At 67.8% G+C, this 22,756-nt stretch carries 23 protein-coding genes; 12 read left to right on the plus strand and 11 right to left on the minus strand.

Annotated elements, in window-relative coordinates:
• From G9473_RS12215 to glnE, 6 genes are all read right to left on the minus strand, one after another.
• Positions 1-1,308 carry a cytochrome P450 gene (locus G9473_RS12215; protein WP_291133607.1) on the minus strand — a complete coding sequence of 436 codons (1,308 nt, stop codon included), beginning with the start codon at positions 1,306-1,308 and terminating at the stop codon, positions 1-3.
• On the minus strand, positions 1,308-2,870 hold the full coding sequence (locus G9473_RS12220) for an acyl-CoA synthetase (RefSeq protein ID WP_291133608.1): 1,563 nt from the start codon (positions 2,868-2,870) through the stop codon (positions 1,308-1,310). Before G9473_RS12220 ends, G9473_RS12215 begins: the two co-directional genes overlap by 1 nt.
• 257 nt (positions 2,871-3,127) lie before the next feature.
• On the minus strand, positions 3,128-3,904 hold the full coding sequence (locus G9473_RS12225; protein WP_291133609.1) for a M23 family metallopeptidase: 777 nt from the start codon (positions 3,902-3,904) through the stop codon (positions 3,128-3,130).
• A 123-nt stretch (positions 3,905-4,027) separates the two neighbouring features.
• Complete coding sequence (locus G9473_RS12230) at positions 4,028-4,783, minus strand: ferritin-like domain-containing protein (RefSeq protein WP_291138437.1); 756 nt, start codon at positions 4,781-4,783, stop codon at positions 4,028-4,030.
• Between the two features lie 68 nt (positions 4,784-4,851).
• On the minus strand, positions 4,852-5,325 hold the full coding sequence (locus tag G9473_RS12235; protein ID WP_291133610.1) for a peroxiredoxin: 474 nt from the start codon (positions 5,323-5,325) through the stop codon (positions 4,852-4,854).
• Positions 5,326-5,328: 3 nt separating this feature from the next.
• Positions 5,329-8,067 (minus strand): bifunctional [glutamate--ammonia ligase]-adenylyl-L-tyrosine phosphorylase/[glutamate--ammonia-ligase] adenylyltransferase, encoded by a 2,739-nt coding sequence (gene glnE, locus G9473_RS12240; protein ID WP_291133611.1) that lies wholly within the window; start codon positions 8,065-8,067, stop codon positions 5,329-5,331.
• A gap of 112 nt (positions 8,068-8,179) precedes the next feature.
• Between glnE and G9473_RS12245 the strand changes: the two genes are divergently transcribed.
• Genes G9473_RS12245 through G9473_RS12255 form a run of 3 tightly spaced genes read left to right on the plus strand, consistent with a single transcriptional unit; the run spans position 8,180 to position 11,070 of the window.
• Entirely contained in the window at positions 8,180-9,886 is a 1,707-nt protein-coding gene (locus G9473_RS12245; protein WP_291133612.1) for a M28 family metallopeptidase, read from the plus strand.
• Between the two features lie 21 nt (positions 9,887-9,907).
• Entirely contained in the window at positions 9,908-10,900 is a 993-nt protein-coding gene (locus G9473_RS12250) for an agmatine deiminase family protein (RefSeq protein WP_291133613.1), read from the plus strand.
• A 35-nt stretch (positions 10,901-10,935) separates the two neighbouring features.
• Positions 10,936-11,070, plus strand: a complete 135-nt coding sequence (locus G9473_RS12255; RefSeq protein ID WP_291133614.1) for a hypothetical protein — start codon at positions 10,936-10,938, stop codon at positions 11,068-11,070.
• 1 nt (position 11,071) lies between these two features.
• Here the strand turns inward: G9473_RS12255 and G9473_RS12260 are convergent, their stop codons facing one another.
• The 3 genes from G9473_RS12260 to G9473_RS12270 all read right to left on the minus strand — a co-directional run bounded on the left by G9473_RS12260 (position 11,072) and on the right by G9473_RS12270 (position 14,750).
• A complete protein-coding gene (locus G9473_RS12260) occupies positions 11,072-11,830 on the minus strand; it encodes a TSUP family transporter (RefSeq protein WP_291133615.1) in 759 nt (252 codons plus the stop codon).
• The gene (gene thrS, locus G9473_RS12265) at positions 11,820-13,805 is read right to left on the minus strand and encodes a threonine--tRNA ligase (RefSeq protein ID WP_291133616.1); all 1,986 of its coding nucleotides are present in this window, start codon (positions 13,803-13,805) and stop codon (positions 11,820-11,822) included. Before thrS ends, G9473_RS12260 begins: the two co-directional genes overlap by 11 nt.
• 372 nt (positions 13,806-14,177) lie before the next feature.
• Entirely contained in the window at positions 14,178-14,750 is a 573-nt protein-coding gene (locus G9473_RS12270; protein WP_291133617.1) for a hypothetical protein, read from the minus strand.
• A 238-nt stretch (positions 14,751-14,988) separates the two neighbouring features.
• On the opposite strand from G9473_RS12270, the gene G9473_RS12275 reads away from it, so the two are divergent.
• Together G9473_RS12275 and G9473_RS12280 are read left to right on the plus strand one after the other, a co-directional pair.
• Entirely contained in the window at positions 14,989-15,135 is a 147-nt protein-coding gene (locus G9473_RS12275; protein ID WP_291133618.1) for a hypothetical protein, read from the plus strand.
• A gap of 35 nt (positions 15,136-15,170) precedes the next feature.
• Positions 15,171-15,440 carry a hypothetical protein gene (locus tag G9473_RS12280; RefSeq protein WP_291133619.1) on the plus strand — a complete coding sequence of 90 codons (270 nt, stop codon included), beginning with the start codon at positions 15,171-15,173 and terminating at the stop codon, positions 15,438-15,440.
• A gap of 306 nt (positions 15,441-15,746) precedes the next feature.
• Here the strand turns inward: G9473_RS12280 and G9473_RS12285 are convergent, their stop codons facing one another.
• On the minus strand, positions 15,747-16,688 hold the full coding sequence (locus G9473_RS12285) for an IS1595 family transposase (RefSeq protein ID WP_291133620.1): 942 nt from the start codon (positions 16,686-16,688) through the stop codon (positions 15,747-15,749).
• Between the two features lie 115 nt (positions 16,689-16,803).
• Between G9473_RS12285 and G9473_RS12290 the strand changes: the two genes are divergently transcribed.
• From G9473_RS12290 to G9473_RS12305, 4 genes are all read left to right on the plus strand, one after another.
• The gene (locus G9473_RS12290) at positions 16,804-16,980 is read left to right on the plus strand and encodes a hypothetical protein (protein ID WP_291133621.1); all 177 of its coding nucleotides are present in this window, start codon (positions 16,804-16,806) and stop codon (positions 16,978-16,980) included.
• Positions 16,977-17,627 carry a hypothetical protein gene (locus G9473_RS12295; RefSeq protein ID WP_291133622.1) on the plus strand — a complete coding sequence of 217 codons (651 nt, stop codon included), beginning with the start codon at positions 16,977-16,979 and terminating at the stop codon, positions 17,625-17,627. The genes G9473_RS12290 and G9473_RS12295 overlap by 4 nt, the downstream gene beginning before the upstream one ends.
• A gap of 64 nt (positions 17,628-17,691) precedes the next feature.
• Positions 17,692-18,090, plus strand: coding sequence for a hypothetical protein (locus tag G9473_RS12300; protein ID WP_291133623.1), 399 nt, complete (start codon positions 17,692-17,694; stop codon positions 18,088-18,090).
• Positions 18,091-18,100: 10 nt separating this feature from the next.
• Positions 18,101-18,292: a helix-turn-helix transcriptional regulator gene (locus G9473_RS12305; protein WP_291133624.1), complete on the plus strand. Its 192-nt coding sequence runs from the start codon at positions 18,101-18,103 to the stop codon at positions 18,290-18,292.
• Positions 18,293-18,295: 3 nt separating this feature from the next.
• Here G9473_RS12305 and G9473_RS12310 read toward each other — a convergent pair whose 3' ends face one another.
• Positions 18,296-19,972, minus strand: a complete 1,677-nt coding sequence (locus G9473_RS12310) for an alkaline phosphatase D family protein (RefSeq protein WP_291133625.1) — start codon at positions 19,970-19,972, stop codon at positions 18,296-18,298.
• A gap of 90 nt (positions 19,973-20,062) precedes the next feature.
• On the opposite strand from G9473_RS12310, the gene G9473_RS12315 reads away from it, so the two are divergent.
• From G9473_RS12315 to G9473_RS12325, 3 genes are read left to right on the plus strand one after another with little or no spacing between them, the layout of a single operon-like run.
• Entirely contained in the window at positions 20,063-20,809 is a 747-nt protein-coding gene (locus G9473_RS12315; RefSeq protein WP_291133626.1) for an alpha/beta hydrolase, read from the plus strand.
• Positions 20,810-20,817: 8 nt separating this feature from the next.
• Complete coding sequence (locus G9473_RS12320) at positions 20,818-21,681, plus strand: tetratricopeptide repeat protein (protein WP_291133627.1); 864 nt, start codon at positions 20,818-20,820, stop codon at positions 21,679-21,681.
• Positions 21,678-22,673: an LLM class flavin-dependent oxidoreductase gene (locus G9473_RS12325; RefSeq protein WP_291133628.1), complete on the plus strand. Its 996-nt coding sequence runs from the start codon at positions 21,678-21,680 to the stop codon at positions 22,671-22,673. Before G9473_RS12320 ends, G9473_RS12325 begins: the two co-directional genes overlap by 4 nt.
• Positions 22,674-22,756 lie beyond the last annotated feature (83 nt).

Genomic DNA, 22,756 nt, shown 5'->3' on the forward strand with positions numbered 1-22,756 from the left:
CTACTCCGGCGTCACCCGCAGCGGCAGGGTCTTGAGCCCGCCGACGAAGGTGCTGCTGGCCCGCTTCGCCTCGCCCGCCGGTTCGACCAGCGCGACCTTGTCGAGCAGCGCCTCGAACAGCAGCCGCATTTCGAGCCGGGCAAGGTGCAGGCCAAGGCACTGGTGCGCCCCTGCGCCGAAGGCGAGGTGGCGATTGGGCGAGCGGGCGGCGTCGAACTTGCGCGGATTGTCGAACTGCGCGGGGTCGTGGTTGGCGGCGACGTAGTTGATCATCAGCCAGTCGCCCTTCTTCACCTGCTGTCCGCCGACCTCGCAATCCTCGGCCGCCGTACGCATGAAATGCTGCACCGGGGTGGTCCAGCGGATCGCCTCCTCGACGATGCCGGGCAGCAGCGAGCGGTCGGCCTTGACCCGCGCCCATTGCTCGGGATCGTTCGCCAGCGCCTGCATCGCGCCTGCGGTCGAGGCGCTGGTGGTGTCGTGCCCGGCGGTCGCGACGATGATGTAATAGCCCGCCATGTCGCGCGGCGGCAGCGGCTCGCCGTCGACGGTCGCATTGGCGATGACGCTGGCGACGTCGTCGGTCGGGTTCGCCCGGCGATCCTCGGCGATCTGCGCGAAATAGTCCTCGAAGCTCTTCACCGCGCCTGCGACGAGCTGCACCACCTGTTCGGGCGTCATGTTCTCCATGCCGGTCCCTGAAAGGTCCGCGTCCTGCCCGCCGAAAAGCTGCTGGGTGAGCATCTGCATCCGCGGCTCGTCCTCCTCGGGCACGCCGAGGATCTGCATGACGACGCGCAGGGGATAGGGGCCGGAGACTTCCTTGACGAAGTCCACCTCGCCGCCCTTTTCGAGCATCGCATCGACCGTGCGGTGGGCGAGCGCGCGGATTTCGTCCTCAAGCGTCTTGAGGTTGCGCGGCATGAACCATTCCTGCGTCAGCCGACGGTATTTGGGATGCACCGGCGCGTCGAACACCACCAGCGAATCGACCAGCATATCCGAGCCCGTCGCCGCGCGGCTGAATTCGATGGCCTGGTTGAAGCTGAACACGACGGGCCGCGGGTTGTTGAGGAAACCGGCATTGTCCTTCGAGATCCGCATGACCTCGTCGTAGCTCGTCACCAGCCAGAAGGGCTCGAACAGGCCCTCGGTATCGGGCATGACCTTCGCAACGGGGGTATCGGCCCGCAGCCGGTCGAACGTGTCGAGCAGGCCGTTCCATTCGGCATAAGCCTTGGGATCGATCACCTCGCGCGCGGTTTCGGGCGGGAGGACGGCGGGCTTCGTCTCGCTGGCGCTCGCCATTATGCGTCCACCCCCTCTTTGGCCTTTGCGGCATATTCGTCGCGCAATTCGCGCTTGTAGAGCTTGCCGTTCTGCTCGCGCGGCAGGTCGGGGCGGAAATCGAACAGCTTGGGCATCTTGATGCGGGCCAGCTGGGGCGCGAGGAAGTCGCGCAGTTCCTGCTCCAGCCCCTCGCCCGCTTCGGCCATATCGATCGGCTGCACCACCGCGACCACCTTTTCGCCGAGGTCGGGATCGGGCGCGCCGATCACGGCGGCGTCCATCACCTTGTCATGGGTGACGAGGAGGTTCTCGATCTCCTGCGGGTAGATGTTGACCCCGCCGGAGATGATCATGTGGCTCTTACGGTCGGTGAGGTAGAGGAAGCCGTCCTCATCGACGTGGCCGATGTCGCCCAACGTCATCCAGCCCTTGGGATGCATCGCCTCCTTCGTCTTGGCGGGATCGTTGTGATAGGTCGGCAGGAGGTCGTTCTCGAAATAGATGAGGCCGTCCTCGCCCGCGGGCAGTTCCTCGCCGTCGGGCCCGCAGATGTGGAGCGTGCCGTAGATCGCCTTGCCCACGCTGCCGGGGTGCGTGAGCCATTCGGGCGAGCGCACCATGGTCATGCCGATGCTTTCGCTGCCCGCGTAGTATTCGTTCACGATCGGCCCCCACCACTCGATCATCTCCTGCTTGATCGGGACCGGGCAGGGCGCGGCGGCGTGGAGCGCGCGCTGGTGGCTGGAGAGGTCGTATTTCGTGCGGACCTCGGGGTCGAGCTTGAGGAAACGGACGAAGTGGGTCGGGACCCACTGGCTGTCGGTGACCTTGTATTTCTCGATCGCGGCGAGCGCTGCCTCGGGCTCGAACTTCTCCATCATCACGACGGTCCCGCCGAGCCGGTGCGCGGTCGAGCACCAGCCGATGGGGGCGGCGTGATAGAGCGGAGCGGGGGAGAGATAGACCATCGACCCGTCGGTCGGCATCCCGGCCCCCATGACGGCGAGCCCCATCAGCGGGACGGCGGCCTGCGGGTCGGGATCGGCGGGCGGGGCGGGGCGGATGCCCTTGGGCCGCCCGGTCGTGCCCGAGGAATAGAGCATTACGGATCCGGCGCTCTCGTCCTCGATCCGCTCCGCCGGCTGGGCGGCGAGCGCGGCGGCGAAGTCCTCCTCGCCGCCTGCGTCCATCACCAGCACCGGCAGGTCGGGACATTCGGCGCGCACCCCTTCGAGCACATCCGAAAAGGCGCTGGAAGTGATAAGCAGCTTCGCCTCGCTGTCGCGCAGGATATAGGCGATTTCAGGCGCGGTCAGGCGAGTCGAGATCGGAACGAGCATCGTGCCCGAGCGCTGCGAACCCCAGATGAGGGTGAAATACTCGATCCGGTTTTCGAGCAGCACCGCGAAGGCATCGCCGCCGCCCTCGTTCGGGCCGAGCCCGCGCGCGCGCAGCAGGTGGGCGAAGCGATTGGCCTCGTCCTCCATCTCGCGGAAAGTGATCGTCTTCCCGCTCCCGGCCATGATGACGGCAGGGTGATCGGGGCGGCTCGCGGCGTGCGCGGTCGGATGCAGGCTCATGATGTGTCTCCCAAAGGGGCGCCCTCGCTCGACCGGCGAACGGGGCGCGCTCTCTCGGGATGCGAGACTAACCGCGCGCGCGGCGCGGGCAAGGGGGAATCGGTTGCTTGGAACAACTTGCCTGCGGATCGGGGAAAGCGAACGACAATCCCGCCGGCGCAACAAAAAAGGCGGCGGGATAACCCGCCGCCCATGTTCGGACACCCTCTCCAATGTCCGGCCCGCTCTTCACGGGCAAACTGTCGAATGGGCCGCGCCTACTCGCCGCCCTGGCCGGTCAGCTCGGGGCGATCCGCCGCGGCGACCTGCGTTTCGGTTTCCACCATATAGGGAATCGGGTTGACTGCAACCCCATCGACGCGAACTTCGTAATGAAGGTGCGGACCCGTGGAACGACCGGTCGACCCGACATAGCCGATCAGGTCGCCCTTCTTCACCCGCTCACCCTCGGCGACGGCGAGCTTCGACAGGTGCGCATAGCGGGTTTCGAGACCCGCTCCGTGGTCGGCGTAGATGACGAGGCCATAGGAGCGCGAGAACTCGGCGCGCTCGATCATGCCGTCGGCGGTGGCGTAGACCGGCGTGCCCGTCGGCGCGGCGAGGTCGACGCCCTTGTGATGCCTGCGCCGCCCGAGCACCGGATGGGTGCGCATCCCGTAATCGCTCGTCATGCGAAAGCCCGACAGCGGCATCCGCGAAGGCACGGAGATAACCGGCTGTTCGACCGGTGCGCCCGGGCCCTTCGTGTCGAGCGAGCGCCAGCTCGCGAAAAGCTGACGGAAGCGCGGGTCGCCGTTGGTCAGGCTCTCGCCCTTTTCCTCGCGCACCGGCTTCACCACGTCGGCGGCGGCGCCGGTCGAAGTCGAAGCAGCGGTGTTGGCGTTCGCGCTCGCCGCGTTGGCGGCATTGGCGTTCGCGGCGTTCGCAGCATTGGCGGCGGTGTTCGCCATCGCCGGGCTCGCCGCGGCAAGGCCGAAAGCGGCCGCCAGCACGCCGGTGATTTTCGTGAATCTCGCAAGCACGGTCGCGCTCATATCTGACCCGGTCCTTCGTTGCGGCGCTGTTCGCGCCTTTCGCTCTCCCGGCGCGTCTTTCGCACGCCTTGCTTTCGGTCCGGGCCCGCAGGCTGGACGAGCATGGGTTATCGGCAAGAGATTTCAGGAGGCAACATTTGCATAGAATTCCCGGGACAAACCGGCTGCAAGACGCGCCGAGTCGTTGAAAGGCGGCTTCAGGCTCCCCCGAAAATGCGTTTCGACCAGGTGTTTCCACAGGGTTTCGGGCGGGTTTCCAAGGCTCTCGGCAATTTCCACAAAGTGCTTGGTCCCGAAGCGCACATGGCGAATTTCGTCGTCAAGTATGCGCGCAAGGATTTTAGCACCGCCCGAATCGCCCGCCGCCTCGACTCGTTCGAGCGTCGCCGGGGTCACGTCGAGCCCGCGCGCCTCGAGCACCATCGGAACCACGGCCAGCCGCGCCGCGACGTCGTGGCGCGTCTCATGCGCCGCTTCCCACAACCCGGCATGGGCGGGGAGCGCGCCATAGTGGCTGCCGAGCGATTCGAGCTTCCTTGCGAGCAGCGCGAAATGCATCGCCTCGTCGGCGGCGACCGAGAGGAAGTCGCTCACGAATTCCTCGCCCATCTCGCCCCCGAACCGCCCCGCCATGTCGAGCGCGAGGTCGATCGCGACGAATTCGATATGGGCAAGGCTGTGCCACAGGGCGATGCGCGCACGCTCGGAGCCGAACTTGCCGCGTTTCGGCATCCGGTTCGGCGGGAGCAGCTCGGGCCGGTCGGGCCATGCGGGCCGGTCCGGCATCGCCACGTCGAAGGCGAAGGCAAGCTCGCCCCGCCGCCAGCGCCGCGCCACGTCGCGCGCGGCGAAGCACTTGGCGCGCGGCTCGCCCGTCAGAAGGGCGGCGCGAATCGCGCCCGAAACGCTCTTTGGGGCAACACTTTGGCGAAGAGCAGCGCCGCCGCTCAAAGCGCTTTCGCCGCCGCCAGCACTTCCTCGGCGTGGCCCTTGACCTTCACCTTGGGCCAGACCTGCGCGATCTTGCCGTCCGCGCCGACCAGATAGGTCGAGCGCACCATGCCCATGTAGGTCTTCCCATACATCTGCTTTTCCGCCCACACGCCGAGCGCGTCGGACAGCCCGCCTTCTTCCGCGTCGGTCGCGAGCGGGGTGGTGAGGTCATGCTTGGCGATGAAGTTCTGGTGCTTTTTCGGAGAATCCTTCGACACGCCGAGCAGCGCCACGCCCGCCGCGTCGAATTCGCCCTTCAGCGCGGAGAAATCCTTCGCTTCGGTGGTGCAGCCGGGCGTGTTGTCCTTGGGGTAGAAGAACACGACCAGTTTCCTGCCCTTGAAGTCGGACGGCTTCACGCTGCCCCCGTCGGGCGTTTCCATCGCGATGTCGGGCATGGCGTCGCCCACTTGCGGAAAGTCGCTCATGTGTCAGGTCCCCTGCTGGTTGGTGATGTCCTGGCCGAGAATCGCGTGCCAGGTCCGCGCCACCCTTTGCCGCGCCTGCCCGAGCGCGCGCAAGAGGCTGGCGTAATCCTGCGTGCGGCAGGCCCGCGCCAGCGCACGCGCGGCGAGCGGGGGCGGCTCGATCCCGCCGGGCGCGAGCAGGCGCCCGGCGACCAGCAGGCGGGTCATCAGGTCGTAGTCCTCGCGGAAGCCTTCGGGCAGCAGGCCCGCTTCGACCAGCGCCGGGATCGCCGTGCCAAGATCGGCGGAGAAGGCTTGCGGCGAAGCATCGGCCAGCGCGCGCCCGCCCTTCAGCTGGAGGTAGTGGACGAGGAATTCGAAATCGACCAGCCCGCCGCGCAGCAGCTTGACGTCGAGCACGCCCCCGGCGGGCTTGTGCCGCGCCATGGTGTCGCGCATCTCGAGCACGGATTCCCTGAGGTCGCCGGGATCGCGCGGGCGGAACAGGACATCGGCGATCAGCGCCTCGACCTCGGCGCGCGCCTCGTCCGACGCGACCAGCACCCGCGCCCGGGCGAGCGCCATGTGCTCCCACGTCCACGCCGCCTCGCGCTGGTACTTGGCGAAAGCCTCGCAGCTCACCGCGAGCGGCCCCTGCGCCCCCTGCGGACGCAGGCGCGTGTCGATCTCGTAGAGCGCGCCCTCGGCGGTGGGGACCGAGAGCGCCGCGCTCACCCGGCTGGCGAGGCGGTTGAAGTAATGCGTCGCGCCCAGGGGCCGCTTGCCGTCCGACTGCGCGGCGAAATCGCCGGTGAAGAGATAGACGATGTCCAGGTCCGAGGCGTGGGTCAGCGCCCCGCCGCCGAACCGCCCGAGCCCCAGCACGAGCAGTTCGCTTCCCGCGATCCGGCCATGCGCGCGCTCGAATTCCGCCGCCGTCGCCGCGTGGGCGAGTCGCAGCGCGGCCTCTGCGGTGCGCGAAAGCGATGCGGCGACGTCGAGCGGATCGGCCTCGCCCTCGACCAGCTGCACGCCGAGCGCGAAGCGGATTTCGCCCGTCACCACCCGGATCGCGTCCAATAGCGCCTCGTAATCCTCGCGCGCGGCGGCGGCGGCGATGCGGCCCATGATCGCCTCCACCGCGCGCGGCACGGCGGGGGCCTCGCGATCGAGCAATATGTCGAGCAGTTCGGGCCGCCGTGCCAGTTCGTCGGCCAGCACCGGGGCGAGCGTGAGCGCCGAGATCAGCCGTTCGAGCAGGTCCGGCCGCGCCTTGAGCAGGTGGAACAGGTTGATCGCCGAACTCGCGCGGTCGAGCACGCTTTCCCAGCGCACCAGCGCGCGTTCGGGATCGTCGGCGGCGAGGAAGGCTTCGGCCAGGGTCGGCGCGATCGCGTCGAAGGCGGCGAGCGCCTGGGGCGAGCGGAGCGATTGGTAACGCCCGTCGCGCCAGCCCTCCATCCGCTCGCCCAGAGCGGCAGCGCGTTCGGCGCGTTCGTCAGGGTCGGCGGCCTCCTCGGCGGCGGGAGGGGCTGGGGGCGGCGACGGGGCGGGGGGCGTGTCCTCACGGATCAGCGCCTCGTAGATCGCACCCGTGCGCGCGGTCAGCTCGGTCAGTTCCTCCACCAGCGCCGCGCCGTCCGCCAGCCCGTCGAGCCGCGCGACCGCACCCAGTGCTTCGCCGCTTTCGGGCAGCGTGTGGGTCTGGCGGTCGTGGACCATCTGCAGGCGGTGCTCGACCACGCGCAGGCGGTCATAGCCCTCGCCCAGCACCCGCGCTTCGTCCACGCCCACGTGCCCCGCGGCGGCCAGCGCATCGAGCGCCTCGCGCGTGCCCAGCACTCGCAGCGACGGATCGCGCCCGCCGTGGATGAGCTGGAGCGTCTGGGCGTAGAATTCGATCTCGCGGATGCCGCCGCGCCCGCGCTTCACGTCGAAGCCGGGGCCGGGCCGGGGCGGGCCTTCGTGCTCCTCGCGGATACGCTTGGTCAGGCGCCGGATTTCCGCGACCGCGCCGAAATCGAGATGCCGCCGCCAGACGAAGGGGCGGGTCGCGGCGAGGAAGTCCTCGCCCATTGCGATGTCCCCCGCCGCCGGGCGCGCGCGGACGAAGGCGGCGCGCTCCCACGCCAGCGCCTGTCCCTGGTAGTGGGCGAGCGCGGAGGCGATCGGCACGGCGGGCGGGCTGATCTCGCTCGCCGGGCGCAGGCGCAGATCGACCCGCATGACATAGCCCTCGGCGGTCGTCTCGGAGAGCAGCCGCACGATCCTGCGGGCATAGCGCTGCGCCGCCTCGCCCGGATCGTCGCGCTCGCGGCGGGGCAGGCGGTCGGGGTCGAACAGCAAAATAGGGTCGATGTCGGAGGAATAGTTGAGCTCGCCCGCGCCCTGCTTGCCGAGCGCCAAAGCTACGAAACCATCCGCGCTGTCCTCGCCCGTGCGCTCGCGGATCGCGGCGCGGATCGCGCGGTCGAGCGCGCGGTCGGCGAAGGCGGTGAGTTCGCCCGTCACGCGTGCGAGCGGAAAGGCGCCGGCAAGATCCCCGATCGCCAAGGCGGTCGCCAGCGCGAGCCTTTCGCGGCGCAGCGCCGGTTCGACATCTTCGCTTTCGCCAAGCGCCCTTGCCCGTTCCAGCGCCGCCTCGCCCTCGCCCGCGGCAAGCATCGCGGCGAGTTCCTCCTGCCGATCGAGCGCGCGCGCAAGGAAGGGCGCATGGGCGCGCGCCCGCTCGAGCGCGCCGGTCCAGTCGGGCGTCGGTGCCATGCGCCTCCTTTGGCCGGGCGGGCCTCGCGGGGCAAGCATCCTCGGCTTGCCCCGCGAGGCCCGCTCTGCGAGAGAGGCGCCTTTCACGGGGAACAGAGGATTTTACAGAGCAATGAAACGATCATTCGCGATCCGCGCCGCCGCTCTTGCAGGGGCATTTGCGCTGGCGGCCTGCGATGCCGCCTTCCCGGGCATGGATTCGGCCGAAACCGCGCTCGACATTCCCGAGGTCGAACCGGGCGAAATCTCCGAAGAGACGATGAAGACGGTCACCGAAACGCTCTCGCAGGACAGTTTCGAGGGCCGGATGCCGGGAACCGAGGGCGAGGAAAAGACCGTCGCCTACCTGATCGAGCGGTTCGAGGCCGCAGGGCTGGAGCCGGGCAACCAAGGCAGCTGGGTGCAGGAAGTGCCGCTGGTCGAGATCACGGGCAAGGACTTCGCCCCGCTCACCATCGCGGGCGGCGACACGCGGCTCTCCTATGACTACGGCGAGGAATGGGTCGGCGTGACCTACCGGGAGGACGCGGCCACCAGCCTCGATGACAGCGAACTGGTCTTCGTCGGCTACGGCATCAACGCGCCCGAGCGCGGCTGGAACGACTACGAAGGCATCGATGTCACCGGCAAGACCGTGGTCATCCTCGTCAACGATCCCGACTGGGAAACGCCGGGCCTGACCGGGACTTTCGGCGGCAAGGCCATGACCTATTACGGGCGCTGGACCTACAAATACGAAGAAGCCGCAAGGCAGGGCGCGGCCGCCGCGCTGATCGTCCACCAGACCGAGCCCGCAAGCTATGGCTGGAACGTCGTCGAAAGCTCGTGGTCCGGCCCGCAAGCCTATGCCCAGCGCGGGGAGAACGCCCCGCCGCTGACCAAGGTCAATGGCTGGGTCCAGAGGCAAGTCGCGCGCGAAATCCTCGCCGCGGCCGGGCAGGACCTCGACGAACTGACGAAGGCGGCGAAGGAGAAGGGCTTCAAGGCGGTCCCGCTGGGCCTGTCGGCCTCGACCAGCTTTTCGAACGACTTCCGCAGCTTCACCTCGCGCAACGTCATCGGCGTGCTGCCGGGTTCGGAAGCGCCCGACGAATACGTCATCCACACCGCGCACTGGGACCATCTCGGCCGCTGCAAGCCCGCCCCTGACGGCGACGACATCTGCAACGGCGCGGTCGACAACGCGACCGGGACCGCGGCGCTCGTCGCGCTTGCCGAGGCGCACGCCAACGCGGGCGCTGCGCGGCGCAGCCTCGTCTTCCTCGCGGTCACGGCGGAGGAATCGGGCCTGCTGGGCGCGGATTACTACGCCGCCAACCCGGTCTTCCCGCTCGCGCAGACGGTCGGCGGCATCAACATGGACGCCTTCCAGATGGCGGGCCCGGCGAAGGACGTGACCGTGGTCGGGCCGGGCAAGTCGCAGCTCGACCTGTTCCTCGAACGCGCGCTGGCGGCAAGCGACCGGGTGGCGACGCCCAATCCCAAGCCGGAGGCGGGCTATTACTACCGCTCCGACCACTTCGCCTTCGCCAAGCGCGGCGTGCCGATGCTCTATGTCGACGGGGGCGAAGACCTCGTCGAAGGCGGGCGCGAAGCGGGCGCGGCGATCGCGCGGGACTACACCGAGAACCGCTATCACGGCCCCAAGGACGAATATGATCCGAACTGGGACTGGTCGGGCGTGATGGCCGACCTGCAGCTGTTCTACCGCATCGGCCGCGCGCTCGCGGCGAGCACCAACTGGCCGAACTGGAACGAGGGCGACGAATTCCGCGGCGTGCGCGACGAAAGCTGCGCCGCGTCGGATTCGGGCTGCTGATCGGGACCGGGGAGCCGCGCCGTGGCCGTGAGAATGCCGCCCGAATGGGCGAAGCAGGACTGGCTGTGGATCGGCTTCCCCCACCTTGCCGACGAATGGCCCGGCTTCCTCGAAGCCGCGCAGGAACAGGTCGCCGCTTTCGCCAGCGCGGTCGCCGACAGCGGGCAGGAGGTCCGCCTGCTGGTCCGCGACGACGCGAACGAGGCGCGCGCACGGTCGCTCGTGAGCGGCAGGGTCACGCTCGAGCGGCGGGTCTACGGCGACATCTGGCTGCGCGACACCGGGCCGCTGGTGGTGCTGGACGACGGCGGCGGGAAAAGTGGGCGTCGCGCGGTGCGCTTCGCCTTCAACGGCTGGGGCGGCAAGTATGAAATGCCGGGCGACGAGAGCATCGGCGAGGAAATAGCACGCGATGCGGGGCTCGCCGTGACGCGCTCTGCGATGATCCTCGAAGGCGGCGCGGTGGACACGGACGGGACCGGGCTGTGCGTCACGACCGAGCAGTGCCTTTTGAATTCCAATCGCAACCTCGCGATGAGCCGCGAGGCCATCGAGGCGCAACTCGCCGAACATCTCGGCTTCACCCGCATCGTGTGGCTCGGCGAGGGGCTGGTGAACGACCACACCGACGGCCATGTCGACAACCTTGCCCGCTTCGTGGGCGAAAACCGCCTCGTCGTCCCGCAAACGAGCGGGCGCGACGATCCCAATGCGGCGATCTACGCGGACGCGGCGCGCCGCGCGGGCGCGGCGGGGCTGGAGGTCGTGCGCATCCCCTCGCCCGGCCTGATCCTGCGCGACGGGCAAGTGGAGCCTGCAAGCTACGTCAATTTCGCGATCACCTCGAACCTCGTCGTGGTCCCGACCTTCGGCTCGCCCCATGATGCGGATGGGGTGGCCGCCATCGCCGCGCTTTTCACCGACCGGGAGACGGTGGGCCTTCCCGCCGATGCCGTGCTGGCCGGGGGCGGCGGATTCCACTGCGCCAGCCAGCAGATGCCGAGCGCGGCTTAACGCTTCGTTAGGGTCTTGCACCGAGATTGCAGCGCATGGCTCAAGCAATCGCCCTTGCCCGCACGACTCGCGCGCAGATCGCGCTGCGCCAGGAAGCGATCCTGCGCACGGCGATCATCACCGCCACCGCGCTCGCGCTGATCCTCGCTGGCCAGCCGCTCCCCTTCTGACCTAGACCAGCCGCACCAGCGCCGCGATCGCCGCCGCGCCCAGCACCGCGCCGACGCAGGTCCGCCAGACCGCATCCTCGACCTTGCCGAAAGCGAGGCTCCCGACCCAGTTGCCCAGCAGGACCAGCGGGAAGAGCGCGAGGCTCAGCACCACGATTCGCCATTCGAGCACGCCGAGCGCCGTGCCCGAACCGATCCCGGCCATGGCGGCAAGCCCGAAGATCCCGATCATCGAGGCCTTCGCCGTCATGCGCGGGATGGCGCGCCCGACATAATAGGGCACGACCGGCGGGCCGGGCATGGCGGCAAAGCCCGTCAGCAGCCCCGCCGACACGCCGACCGCGGCGGTCGTGACGACGCCCGGCTGCTCCGGCCCACGCTTGGGCGCGAGCACCGCGGCGAAGGCCGACAGCGCGATCAGCGCGATCAGCAGGCGCGCAAGGTCCGGCGGGGTCGCGTCGAGCAGCATCAGCCCCGGCGCCGTCGCCAGCACCACCAGCGCGCCGATGGTGAGCGCGCTCCTTTCGGCCTCGCGCAGGATCAGGCGGATCTCGGTCAACGCGAGGAGCCCGGCCATGATGTTGATCGCCAGCACCGCCTCGACCGGGGTCAGCGCCAGCGCCAGGACGGGCACGAGCAATATGCCGAAGCCGAAGCCGGTCAGCCCCCGGATGAAGGCCGCGCCGAGCGTCGCCGCCACGGCAAGCGCGACCTGCGCCGCGCTGAAACCGGCAAGGTCTTCCAAGGGCCTATTCGGCAAGATCGGGCGGGGTCGCCGCCTCGCGGATCAGCGCGATCGCCTCGTCCAGCGGGAGCACGCGCTGCTCCTTCTCGCCGAGGATCCGCATCGCGACCGTGCCTTCCTCCGCCTCGCGCTTGCCGACAACCAGCAGGTAGGGAACCTTGGCGAGCGAGTGTTCGCGCACCTTGTAGTTGATCTTCTCGTTGCGAAGATCGCTCTCTACCCGCAGGCCCGCCGCCTCGAGCTTCGCGGTCGCGTCGTTCGCATAGTCGTCCGCGTCCGAAACGATGGTCGCGACCACCGCCTGCACCGGGGCGAGCCAGGCGGGCAGGCGCCCGGCGAAGTGTTCGATCAGGATGCCGATGAAGCGTTCGTAGGAGCCGAAGATCGCGCGGTGGAGCATCACCGGGCGGTGCTTCTCCCCGTCCTCGCCCACGTAGGTCGCATCGAGCCTTTCGGGCAGGACGCGGTCGGACTGGATCGTGCCGACCTGCCACGTGCGCCCGATCGCGTCGGTGAGGTGCCATTCGAGCTTGGGCGCGTAGAACGCCCCCTCGCCCGGCAGCTCCTCCCATTCGAGGCCGTTGGCGCTGAGCGCATCGCGCAGTTCCTGCTCGGCCTTGTCCCAGTCGGCATCGCTTCCGAAGCGCTGCTCGGGCCTGAGCGCGAGCTTGATGTCGTAGCTGAAGCCGAAGTCGCGGTAGACGCTGTCGGCCAGCGTGAGGAAGCGCTGGACCTCGCTCACCACTTGGCTTTCGGTGCAGAAGATATGCGCGTCGTCCTGCGTGAACTGGCGCACGCGCATAAGGCCGTGCAGCGCCCCGTGCGGTTCGTTGCGGTGGCAGCAGCCCATCTCGCCCAGCCGGATCGGCAGGTCGCGGTAGCTGGTGATGCCCTGCTTGAAGACGAGCACGTGCGCCGGGCAGTTCATCGGCTTCAATGCCATCCAGTCGGCGTCCTTGGAGATCAGCTCCGCGCCTTCCTCCGTATTGGGCACTTCGTCGGGGATGACGAACATATTTTCGCGATACTTGCCCCAGTGGCCGGACTGCTCCCACTGGCGAGCGTCCATCACCTGCGGGGTCTTGATCTCGCGGTAGCCGCCCGCGTCCATCTTGCGGCGCATATAGCTTTCGAGCTCGCGCCAGATGCGATAGCCCTTGGGATGCCAGAAGACGCTGCCATGCGCCTCTTCCTGCAGGTGGAAGAGGTCCATTTCGCGTCCCAGCTTGCGGTGGTCGCGCTTGGCCGCTTCCTCCAGCCGGGTGAGGTGGGCGTTCAATTGCTTCTTGTTGAGCCAGCCCGTGCCGTAGATGCGGGTGAGCTGCGCGTTCCTCTGGTCGCCGCGCCAATAGGCCCCGGCGACGCGCATCAGCTTGAACGCCTGCGGATCGAGCTTGCCCGTGGATTCGAGGTGCGGCCCGCGGCACATATCGAGCCAGTCGTCACCCGACCAGTAGACCGTCAGTTCCTCGCCCTCGGGCAGTTCCTTCGCCCATTCGGCCTTGAAGACCTCGCCCTCGCTCTCCCACTTTTCGATCAGCTTCTCGCGGCTCCACACCTCGCGGCGCAGCGGCTTGTCGGCCTTGATGATCTCGCGCATCTTCTCCTCGATGGCGGGCAGGTCGTCCATCGAGAAAGGCTCGCGGTTTTCCGGAGCCTTCACGTCATAATAGAAGCCGTCGTCGGTGGCGGGTCCGAAGGTGATCTGCGTGCCCGGCCACAGCGCCTGCACCGCTTCGGCGAGGACGTGGGCGTAGTCGTGCCGCACCAGTTCGAGCGCCTCTTCCTCGTCCCGCGCGGTGATGAGCGCCAGCTCGGCGTCGCTGTCGAAGGGGCGGCAAAGGTCGCGCACCTCGCCGTTGACCTTCGCGGCGAGCGCGGCCTTGGCGAGCCCGGGTCCGATCGCGGCGGCGACGTCGGCGGGGGTGCTGCCGGGAGCCATCTCGCGCACCGATCCGTCGGGCAGGCTGATCTTGAGCAGTTCGGTCATTTCTCTCGCAGTCCGTCGTTGCTGCGGTGCGCCCTGCCACAAAGGGCCATGCACCGGAAGAGCGGTGTTGCGTTCGGAACGGCCGTTTTCGGGAGGACACCGCACCGCCCGTCGGCCGGGCGGCGGAGCCTGTCGCTAGCCCGCGAGACCCCGCCCCGGAAACCGGAGGTGGTAGTGGTCGTCGTGGTTAGCGTCTTCGCCATGCGCGCGAGATAGGCTCCCAACAGGCGAATGTCACGCGCAAGTTCGCGCCGTTCATACGGGGGGAGGCAAGGTTGCGCTCCATTTTGGAAAGCACGCTGGTCATTATATACTTGAGAAAGCAAGATGGATTCGTTAGATAAATCAGCGCGTGACAGGCCGGTGCAGAACTTAATCAACCCAGTAGGTTCTCGATGCGGAAATGAATCGCTCAAGGAAGTTCGAGATAAAGTGGATACTTTGGTCGTTAAGCCTGGGGCGATTGGGGAAGTGGAAAGTTCCGGGTGGGTCGGGCCAGATGCAGCATCGGTCATGGAACCCAGTCACCATTGCCCGGTCTTCAAGACTGAAGGCGTTGAGCCGGCTGCTGACGACTTGGAAGACCGCTTTTCCTGCGACAAAAGTGACAACCTGCACATTGCGCGAGGCTCCGTTGAGGGGTGGGTCTGGCCCGTCGCGTGAGAGGGCTATTGTGTGGGAGTGGCGCATCAAAAACATTTGCTCGCGCCCGATGTTATGGGCGCAATAGAAGCGGAAGTATTCGGGGATTTCTCTCTGCTGAAAGAACGCGCTCCGGTCAGATTCGGGCGTCAGCGATGCATCTGGGTTGGCGTGCTCCAATACGAGCACCTTCAAAGTGAGCCATTTGGTAAGCGCAGCGATTTGGCTGGCGTTTAATTGGGTTGTGTCGCCTTTCACGAGCGGCGTGAGGATTGGTCGCACATCTCGCTCCAAGCGGTTCATCCATCCGTTATTGCAACGGGTGCAAACGGTTCTGATGCGGATATTGCGTGTGTCGCCTTGCCGCCCTTTGGGGCCCGTTACGCGAAGGCCTTGGCTCGGTGAGTAGCTATGCAATTCTTGGCTATGCCGAGCACTCGGTGGAGCGGGGCGCAAGTGCTTGTGGAGCCACGTTGGCCAGATGTGCTCCTTGCTGTTAGCGTTACACCCGCAAAAGATGCACTTCCGGGGAGCGCGCGACATGACCAACACCGATCAAAAGAAAGAAGACGAGGTGCTCAAGCGTATGCTGAACACCCCGCACAAGAAACACGAACCGACAACCCCGCTGGGGAGGCGGCGGCGGGAGGACAAAGAAAACGGGGCCGACCCGAAGGCCGACCCCTAACGCATTCACTGACGGTTGCACGGAGTGTTATAGTTTTGACGAATGTCAGTTTCGATCCGAAGACGCTCTCGGTCGCCGGAGACGGCCATGGCGGCGATGTGGGTGGCCCCGTTTCTTGCGATGCAGGGCCAAGCTTGGTGACTCTTGAGTCTGGTGTTCAGGCGCTCGTCCAGATCGCCAGCTTCACCTATGTAGATGGGCTTCCACTGGCTATTGGCTGCGGGCTTGACGAAGATGTAAACGCCACCAAGGCGCTTGTAAGCAGTTCCGATGGGGTCAAGCTGGAGCGTGTAGTTAGCACCTGACGCGCCCGTTGCAGTTATCGTATTTGACATTGGCTTCACCTCGTATGGTGCTGCGAGGGATTGACCAGCGCGCCCCACTTGGGCACATCGAGTTTCCACACACGAGGTCGCTCCTACACAGCGATTTCGATACGGGCTGGGTCCGCACGACCCGGCCCGTTTTCATTCCATACAGGAACAAAAGCGGACCCGGGAGTCACGCGGCGGTGATTCCATGGGGATAAACCGTGCATTTCGTGAGTCGAATTAAGGCTTTAGCGCACCCAACGCTTACGCCTCTCCCCAACCGGGCGGGGCAACTCCGGCCTAAGCGGCGAGGGCTTCGCCAGTCCGCCGATAGGTGAGACGCTTGCCCACGATGCCCTTGAGGGCAATGTCGGCGCGCTCGTGGTCCTCGATGCCGAGGGCCGAACGATTGGAGTAACGGAAGTCGAACTCGGCAAGGTAGCGGTGCAGGTGGTTCTGCCCGCAATGCTGGTAGATGCCGCGCATCCCGCGCTTGAAGATGCCGAAGAAGCCTTCGACCGTGTTGGTGTGGGCGGTGGTATCGCTGGCGCTCACATATTCGTCCTGCGTGTGGTTAACCCACACGTGCTTGGCGAACTCCTGGCCGGGGCGGCGATAGGCTTTGTTGTCGTCCGTCAGGAGGCGCGAGCGGCGGTCAACGTTGGTGAACAGGTAAGCGCCAATGTCGTCCGCGCTAAACGAGCCGTTGAAGACAATGGAGGTGGAGCGGCCCGTCTTGCGGTCAATGAGCGAGACGATGCGGTTCATGTTGCGGATCGCCATGCGCGACTGCGGCTTGGTCTTGTCCTTGCCGTAGTAGGTTTCGTCGGCCTCCACATCGGAGCCGGGGCCGCCCATGGGGCCACCATCGGCCTTCATGGCTTCGCGGATGCGGTGGGCCATGAACCAAGCGGTCTTGTAGGTGACGCCGAGCATACGATGAAGCTGGTGGGCGCTCATGCCCTTCTTGCTGGCGCACATGAGGTGCGTGGCGAGCAGCCACTTGTTGAGCGGAACCTTGGAGCGTTCGAACACGGTCCCGACCGTGACGGTGTATTGCTTGCGGCAGGAATTGCACTGGACGAGGCCGGGGCGGTGCTTGGAGCCTTTGAGGCGCTTCTGGTCGTCTGCGCTGCCACAGTGAGGGCAGACGGGACCATGGGGCCAATGCAGGGCTTCGAGATATTCGCGGGCCTTGTCGGCGTTCTGGAAGCGGGGCTCAAAGAGGTTTGTTTGCGTCATGGCTTCACACTAGTTGTGGGACCTGCTTTGTCAAGTATATAATGACCAGCACGCTTGACAAAGCGCGACTCGTATGACAAGTGTGCTTTCCATAGTTGAAAGGGAGCTTGCCATCATGTCCAACATCACCCGATCCCTCGCATGGGCCGGCGTCATCATCGGCGCCGCGCTCGTCATGCAGTCGCAGGGGATGAGCGACCCGGCCAGTGCGGGCGTCGTCCTCGGCCTTGCGGGAGCGGCCTGGGGCAACCTCCAGGCCGACACGCCCTGCGGCCGAGGGTGCCTGCAGTGAGCGCCGCCGCCGCGCGCGACCCACGCAGCGGCTTCCTCGGGCGCGGGCCGTATTTCTGGGTCGGGCTGTTCGTCGCGAGTTCGCTCGCGCTCGGGCTGCTCACGTGGACCGGCGCGGTCGAGGGGCTGGAGACCGTGCTGGTCCTCGCGCTCGTCCCGCTTGCGCTGCTTGCCGCGGTGCTGCGCGCCGCCCAGCTTTCCGCGCGGGCCAAGGCCGAGGCCGGATCGCGCGGGCTCGCGCAGGCGCGCTATGTCAAGCGGACCGCGCTGTTCACCTCGCTCTACCTCGTCGCGGTCGCCTCGCTCTCTTTCTTTGATAAGGGGGCCTTCTTCGGCGAGGACGCCGGGCCGCTCGCGCTGCGCGTCCTGCTCGCGGTCCTGCCGGGCCTTGCGATCATCGGCGTGTTCTGGGCGATCGGGCGGCTGATGATCGAGGAGGAGGACGAGTTCCTGCGGATGCTGACCGTGCGCCAGTCGCTCGTCGCGACCGCCGTCGCGCTGTCCGCCGCATCGGTCTGGGGCTTCCTCGAAAGCGCCGATCTCGTGGTGCATCTCGACTCTTACTGGGTCGCGGTGGCGTGGTTTGTCGGCCTGTTCGTCGGCGCCGCGGTCAACCGCGTGCAGCACGGCACGTGGGGGAGCGTGTGAGGGGCCGCCGGGCCATCTCGCCCCTCGCTGCCGCCCGTTTCCCTTCCCACGAAAGACACCCATCATGAGAATGCCGCTTCGCCGCCTCGACTGGTTCCTTGTCCTGCCGCTGATTGCCGGACTTGCCTTGGTCGCCGAAATCGACCCGCCGGACGATCCCGCGATCACGCTCGGCCCGTTCATCAAGGGAGCGGTGATCGCGCTGGTCGCCCTGCTCGTCAGCCTCGCGGTCGCCGCCGCTTCGGCGATCGATCGGCGCTGCACCGAGGAATACGCGTTCCAGATCATGGCCAATGCCGCTCTCGTCGCGGTCGCGGCGACCATGCTCACCCATGCCGGCTGGATCATCGCCGGCAAGTTCGTCGGCCTGCCCGCGCTCGAAAGCGACAATGTCGTGGGCGTGATGGTGATCGGCTGGATCGCGAGCTATTACTGGTTCCGCCTGCGGGGCATCGCGGCATGAGGGCGGTGCGATGAAGAACCGCCTGAAAGTGCTGCGCGCCGAGCGCGACTGGTCGCAGCAGGACCTCGCCGACCGGCTCGAAGTCAGCCGCCAGAGCGTCAACGCGATCGAGAAAGGCCGCTACGACCCCTCGCTCCCGCTCGCCTTCCGCATCGCCGAGGTGTTCGGCCTGCCGATCGAGGAGATCTTCAGCCGCGACTGAAGCCTAGACCTCGAGCACCCGCGCACCCGCCTCGCTCGTCACCCGCTTCGTGCCCGCGAGGCGGGTCGAGCGGGTCTTGATGGTGTCGACGAAGCGGAATTCCGTGGTCGCGCGCGCCGGGGTCAGCTCGACCGCCATATACCCGCGCTGCGCGGTGTCGGCCCATTGCAATTGCGCGTTCTCCGCGACCAGCGCGCTCGCCAAATCGCCCGGCTTCACGAAGGAAAGGTAGCTTTCGAACCCCGGCGAGGTCGTCCCCTGCACGCCGACTTCGACGCCGACCTTCGCGCCTTCGTGGTCGAGGTCGAAGGCCCACGCGTTGTGCGTGTCCCCGGCGAGCACCACGAGGTTCGCGTCCGCTTCGAGCGCGGCCTTGAAGACCCGCTCGCGCGCGGCGGGGTATCCGTCCCAGGCGTCCATGTTGAGCGGCAGGCCCGCCTTCGCCGCCATGGCGGCGGCGGTGAGGCGCTGGCGGATGAAATCGGGCAGGCTTCCCTCGATCTGCGCGGTGAGCGCGGCGGGGCTGTTGAGATTGCCCATCAGCACCTGCTGGGCGAGCACCTGCCACGTCGCCCCGCGCTTGGTGGAGGCGGCGAGCCCTTCGGCAAGCCATTGCTCCTGTGCGGCGCCGAGCAGGTGGCGCGAAGGGTCGGACCAATCGGTTTCGCGGAAATTCTCGAGCGCGGCCATCGCGCCTTCCGGGTCGCTCGCGCCCTTGAGCACCGTTCCGTAATCGAGCTGCTCGTCGCGCCCTTCAAGCCGGGTGTCGAGCCGGAAGATCGTGGCGAGGTCGCCGATTTCATAGGCGGCGTATGGCTCGTCGGACACCGGCATCCATTCGCGGTAGGCCCGCTTGGCAGTCGCCTTGCGCGCCTCCCACGTGCCCTCGGTTTCCGGCTGGTGGTTCTCCGCCCCGTCCTTCCAGCTGTCGTTCGCGCTTTCATGGTCGTCCCACACCGCGATCATGGGGAGCGACTGGTGCAGGCGCCTGAGGTCCGGGTCGGCGCGATAGGTCGCGTAGCGCGTGCGGTAATCGGTCAGCGCCACGATCTCGCTTTCCGGGGCCAGCACGCGGTCCGGATGAGCCTGCCCGCCGGAAGGATAGATCCCGCGCCCGTATTCGTAGATGTAATCGCCGAGATGCACCGCGAGATCGCAATCGTTCGCTTCGAGAGCGTGGGCATAGGAATTGAACCAGCCGAAGCCGAAATTGGAGCAGGAGAACACCGCGAGGCGGAATTTCTGCGTCGGGCCGACGGGCAGCGTGCGGGTGCGGCCGATGTCGCTCACCGTGCCGCCCGGCGCGAGGAAGCGGTAGTAATACCAGCTGTCGGGCTCGAGCCCGTTCGCGATCCCCTTGGCGCACCAGTCGCGATTGGGGCTGGCGGTCGCCTTGCCCGCCGAGACGATGCGGGTGAAATCTGGGCTGGCGCTCACTTCCCAGTCGAGCACGGTGTCGGCCTCGCCGACGAAGCGGGTCCACAACAGCACCCGGTCCGCGCGCGGCTCGCCGCTGGCGACGCCGTGAGTGAAGCCGCTCCCCCATGAGCGCGCGCCCGCAGGCGTCGCGGCGAGCGCCGAGGCCGCGCCGGCGAGCGCGAACAGGCCGCGGCGCGAAACGCCGCTGGTGGAGGTCGGAACGGGCGAGGGGGCCGGGGCGGCGGGGTCGTGCGTGGTCATGGGCCTTGCGGTTAATCGCGGATGGTGTCGGAGATGTGACAGCGCTGCGGGGCTTGCGCACGAAGCCTCCGGACAGGCATGGACGCCTCCATGAGCGACATCCGATATCACGCCATGGCCGACGGCCGCCACATCGCCTTCCGCCTTGCCGAAGGGCGCGGACCCAATCGAAACGGACCCTGCCTCGTCTTCCTGCCGGGCTATATGTCCGACATGGCCGGGAGCAAGGCGACCGCGCTGTTCGAGGACGCCCGCGCCGAGGGGCGGCCTGCGCTGCTGCTCGACTATTCGGGCTGCGGGGAAAGTTCGGGCGACTTCGCCGAGGGCACGCTGTCGCGCTGGCGCGAGGAGGTTCTGGCGCTGGTGGATGCTTATGTGAACGCTCCCATCGTCCTCGTCGGCTCGTCCATGGGCGGCTGGCTGATGCTGCTGGTGGGCGAGGCGCTGGGAAGCCGGCTGGTCGGCATGGTCGGCATCGCCGCCGCGCCCGATTTCACCCGCTGGGGCTACACCGACGACCAGCGCGCGCGGCTCGCAGCGGGCGAGATCGTCTACGAGGACAATCCCTACGGCCCCGAGCCGACGCCGACCCACCCCGGCTTCTTCGCCGATGCCGAGGGGCATATGCGGCTTTCCGGCGACATCGCGATCACCTGCCCGGTGCGCCTGCTCCACGGCCAGCGCGATGCCGACGTGCCGTGGGATACGAGCCTGCGCCTCGCCGAAGCGCTGCGTTCGGACGACATACAGGTGACCCTCGTCAAACACGGCGACCACCGCCTGTCGCGCGATTCGGATATCGCGCTGCTCAAGCGGACCCTTTCCTCGCTGCTGTGAGCCTTTCGATGTCCCTCCTCCTCGCGCTTCTCCTCCAGGTCGGCCCCAATCCGCAGGCGGGCGGGATCGCGGGCGAGCCCGACGAACTCGTCAACCGCCCGCCCCGCCCCGATGCTTCGGTCGAAGCCCCGCTCGACCCGGTCAGCGAATGGCTCAGGGGATGCCTCGAACAGGTGGTGGATGACCCGGCGCGCGCGCACTCACAGGCGCAGATCCGGCGCAGCGAGACCTTCGGGGAGCAGCGCGTGATCGCCAACCACTGCCTCGGCGTCGCGGCGACCGAGCTCGGCCTGTGGGAGGATGCGCGCGCCGCCTTCCTCGCCGCGCGCGACGAGACGCCTGCCGAGGAGGCGCGGACCCGCGCGCGCTTCGGGGCGATGGCGGGCAATGCGGCGCTTGGCGGAGGCGATGCGGCGGGCGCGCTCGCGTTGCTCACCACCGCCGAGGCCGACGCGCGCGCCGCCGCCTCGGCCAGCCTCGAGGCGGTCGCGGCGATGGACCGGGGCCGCGCGCTGGTCGCGCTGGAGCGGGCCGAAGAGGCGCTCGCCGCGCTGCGCCGCGCGACCGCGCTCGCGCCTGACAGCGGCGAGGCATGGCTGCTCGAGGCGACCCTGCTGCGGCGCATGGACCGGCTGGAAGAGGCGCAGGCGGCGATCGAACGCGCCGTCGCGCTCGCCCCGATGGAAGGCGCGGTCGGGCTCGAAGCGGGCGTGATCGCAGTGCTTTCGGGGCGCGAGAAGGCCGCGCGCGAAAGCTGGCAATCGGTGATCGAGGTCCAGCCCGACAGCCTCGCCGCGCAGACCGCGCGCGAATACCTTGCGCAGCTCCCGCCGGAAGTGGACAATGGCGCGCAGGAGGAGCCGCCCCAATGACCGAGTTTTCCGTCCTCGACCTCGTTCCCGTGCGCGAAGGGGGGAGCCTTGCCGAAGCCTTCGCCGCGAGCACCGACCTCGCCCGCGCCGCGGAATCTGCGGGGTGCAAGCGGTTCTGGGTGGCCGAGCATCACGCGATGGACGGGATCGCGGGCGGGGCGACCTCGGTCGTGCTCGCGCATATCGGGAACGCCACCAGCACCATCCGCATCGGCTCGGGCGGGATCATGCTCCCCAACCACACGCCCTTCCAGATCGCGGAGCAGTTCGGCACGCTCGATGCGCTCTTCCCGGGCCGCGTGGATCTCGGCCTCGGCCGCGCGCCGGGGGCGGGGCCGGAACTGCAGCGCGCCTTGCGCAAAAACCTCCACCAGGCCGCCGAGCATTTCCCGCAGGATGTGCTCGAACTGCGGGCGCTGCTGACGGGCGATGTCGAACTGCCCATCGCGGCGACGCCCGGCCTCGGCGCGAAGGTCGAACTGTGGATGCTCGGCTCCTCGCTGTTCGGCGCAAGCCTCGCCGCGAAGCTCGGCCTGCCCTACGCCTTCGCCGCCCATTTCGCGCCCGACCACCTCGACGCCGCGCTCGAACTCTACCGCCGGGACTTCCAGCCTTCGGACGCGCTCGACCGCCCGCACGTCATGGTCGCGATGAACGTCTTTACCGCGCCGAGCGCCAGCGAGGCGCGCCTCCTCGCCTCGTCCCAGCAGCAGAGCTTCGTGCGGCTTCGCACCGGCAATCCCGGCAGGCTCCCTCCGCCCATCGAGGACTACACCGACACCCTCCCCGCCCCGGCGCGCGCCATGCTGGAGCACATCGGGCAGGCCGCCGCGGTCGGCACTCCGCGCGAGGTGCGCGAGAGCATCAACGCCTTCATCGCCCGCACCGGCGCGGACGAGATCATGCTGTGCGGCGCGACATACGATGCGGACGCGCGGATCCGCTCGCTCGAAATGACGATGGAGGCGATGGAGGTCGAGCCCGCCGCCTGAAGATTAACGGCAGACCTTGCCCGGTGCGGGACGAAAGCCCCGCAACGCCCCGCAATCGTGCTTGCACCCGCCCCCGCAAAGCC

The organism is Erythrobacter sp. (assembly GCF_011765465.1).
Lineage (GTDB): Bacteria > Pseudomonadota > Alphaproteobacteria > Sphingomonadales > Sphingomonadaceae > Erythrobacter.

Coding starts and splice junctions, on each gene's coding strand:
- G9473_RS12215 (WP_291133607.1), bottom strand. CDS start 1,308: ATGGCGAGCGCCAGCGAGACGAAGCCCGCCGTCCTCCCGCCCGAAACC.
- G9473_RS12220 (WP_291133608.1), bottom strand. CDS start 2,870: ATGAGCCTGCATCCGACCGCGCACGCCGCGAGCCGCCCCGATCACCCT.
- G9473_RS12225 (WP_291133609.1), bottom strand. CDS start 3,904: ATGAGCGCGACCGTGCTTGCGAGATTCACGAAAATCACCGGCGTGCTG.
- G9473_RS12235 (WP_291133610.1), bottom strand. CDS start 5,325: ATGAGCGACTTTCCGCAAGTGGGCGACGCCATGCCCGACATCGCGATG.
- glnE (WP_291133611.1), bottom strand. CDS start 8,067: ATGGCACCGACGCCCGACTGGACCGGCGCGCTCGAGCGGGCGCGCGCC.
- G9473_RS12245 (WP_291133612.1), top strand. CDS start 8,180: ATGAAACGATCATTCGCGATCCGCGCCGCCGCTCTTGCAGGGGCATTT.
- G9473_RS12255 (WP_291133614.1), top strand. CDS start 10,936: ATGGCTCAAGCAATCGCCCTTGCCCGCACGACTCGCGCGCAGATCGCG.
- thrS (WP_291133616.1), bottom strand. CDS start 13,805: ATGACCGAACTGCTCAAGATCAGCCTGCCCGACGGATCGGTGCGCGAG.
- G9473_RS12270 (WP_291133617.1), bottom strand. CDS start 14,750: ATGAACCGCTTGGAGCGAGATGTGCGACCAATCCTCACGCCGCTCGTG.
- G9473_RS12275 (WP_291133618.1), top strand. CDS start 14,989: ATGACCAACACCGATCAAAAGAAAGAAGACGAGGTGCTCAAGCGTATG.
- G9473_RS12285 (WP_291133620.1), bottom strand. CDS start 16,688: ATGACGCAAACAAACCTCTTTGAGCCCCGCTTCCAGAACGCCGACAAG.
- G9473_RS12290 (WP_291133621.1), top strand. CDS start 16,804: ATGTCCAACATCACCCGATCCCTCGCATGGGCCGGCGTCATCATCGGC.
- G9473_RS12300 (WP_291133623.1), top strand. CDS start 17,692: ATGAGAATGCCGCTTCGCCGCCTCGACTGGTTCCTTGTCCTGCCGCTG.
- G9473_RS12305 (WP_291133624.1), top strand. CDS start 18,101: ATGAAGAACCGCCTGAAAGTGCTGCGCGCCGAGCGCGACTGGTCGCAG.
- G9473_RS12310 (WP_291133625.1), bottom strand. CDS start 19,972: ATGACCACGCACGACCCCGCCGCCCCGGCCCCCTCGCCCGTTCCGACC.
- G9473_RS12315 (WP_291133626.1), top strand. CDS start 20,063: ATGAGCGACATCCGATATCACGCCATGGCCGACGGCCGCCACATCGCC.
- G9473_RS12320 (WP_291133627.1), top strand. CDS start 20,818: ATGTCCCTCCTCCTCGCGCTTCTCCTCCAGGTCGGCCCCAATCCGCAG.
- G9473_RS12325 (WP_291133628.1), top strand. CDS start 21,678: ATGACCGAGTTTTCCGTCCTCGACCTCGTTCCCGTGCGCGAAGGGGGG.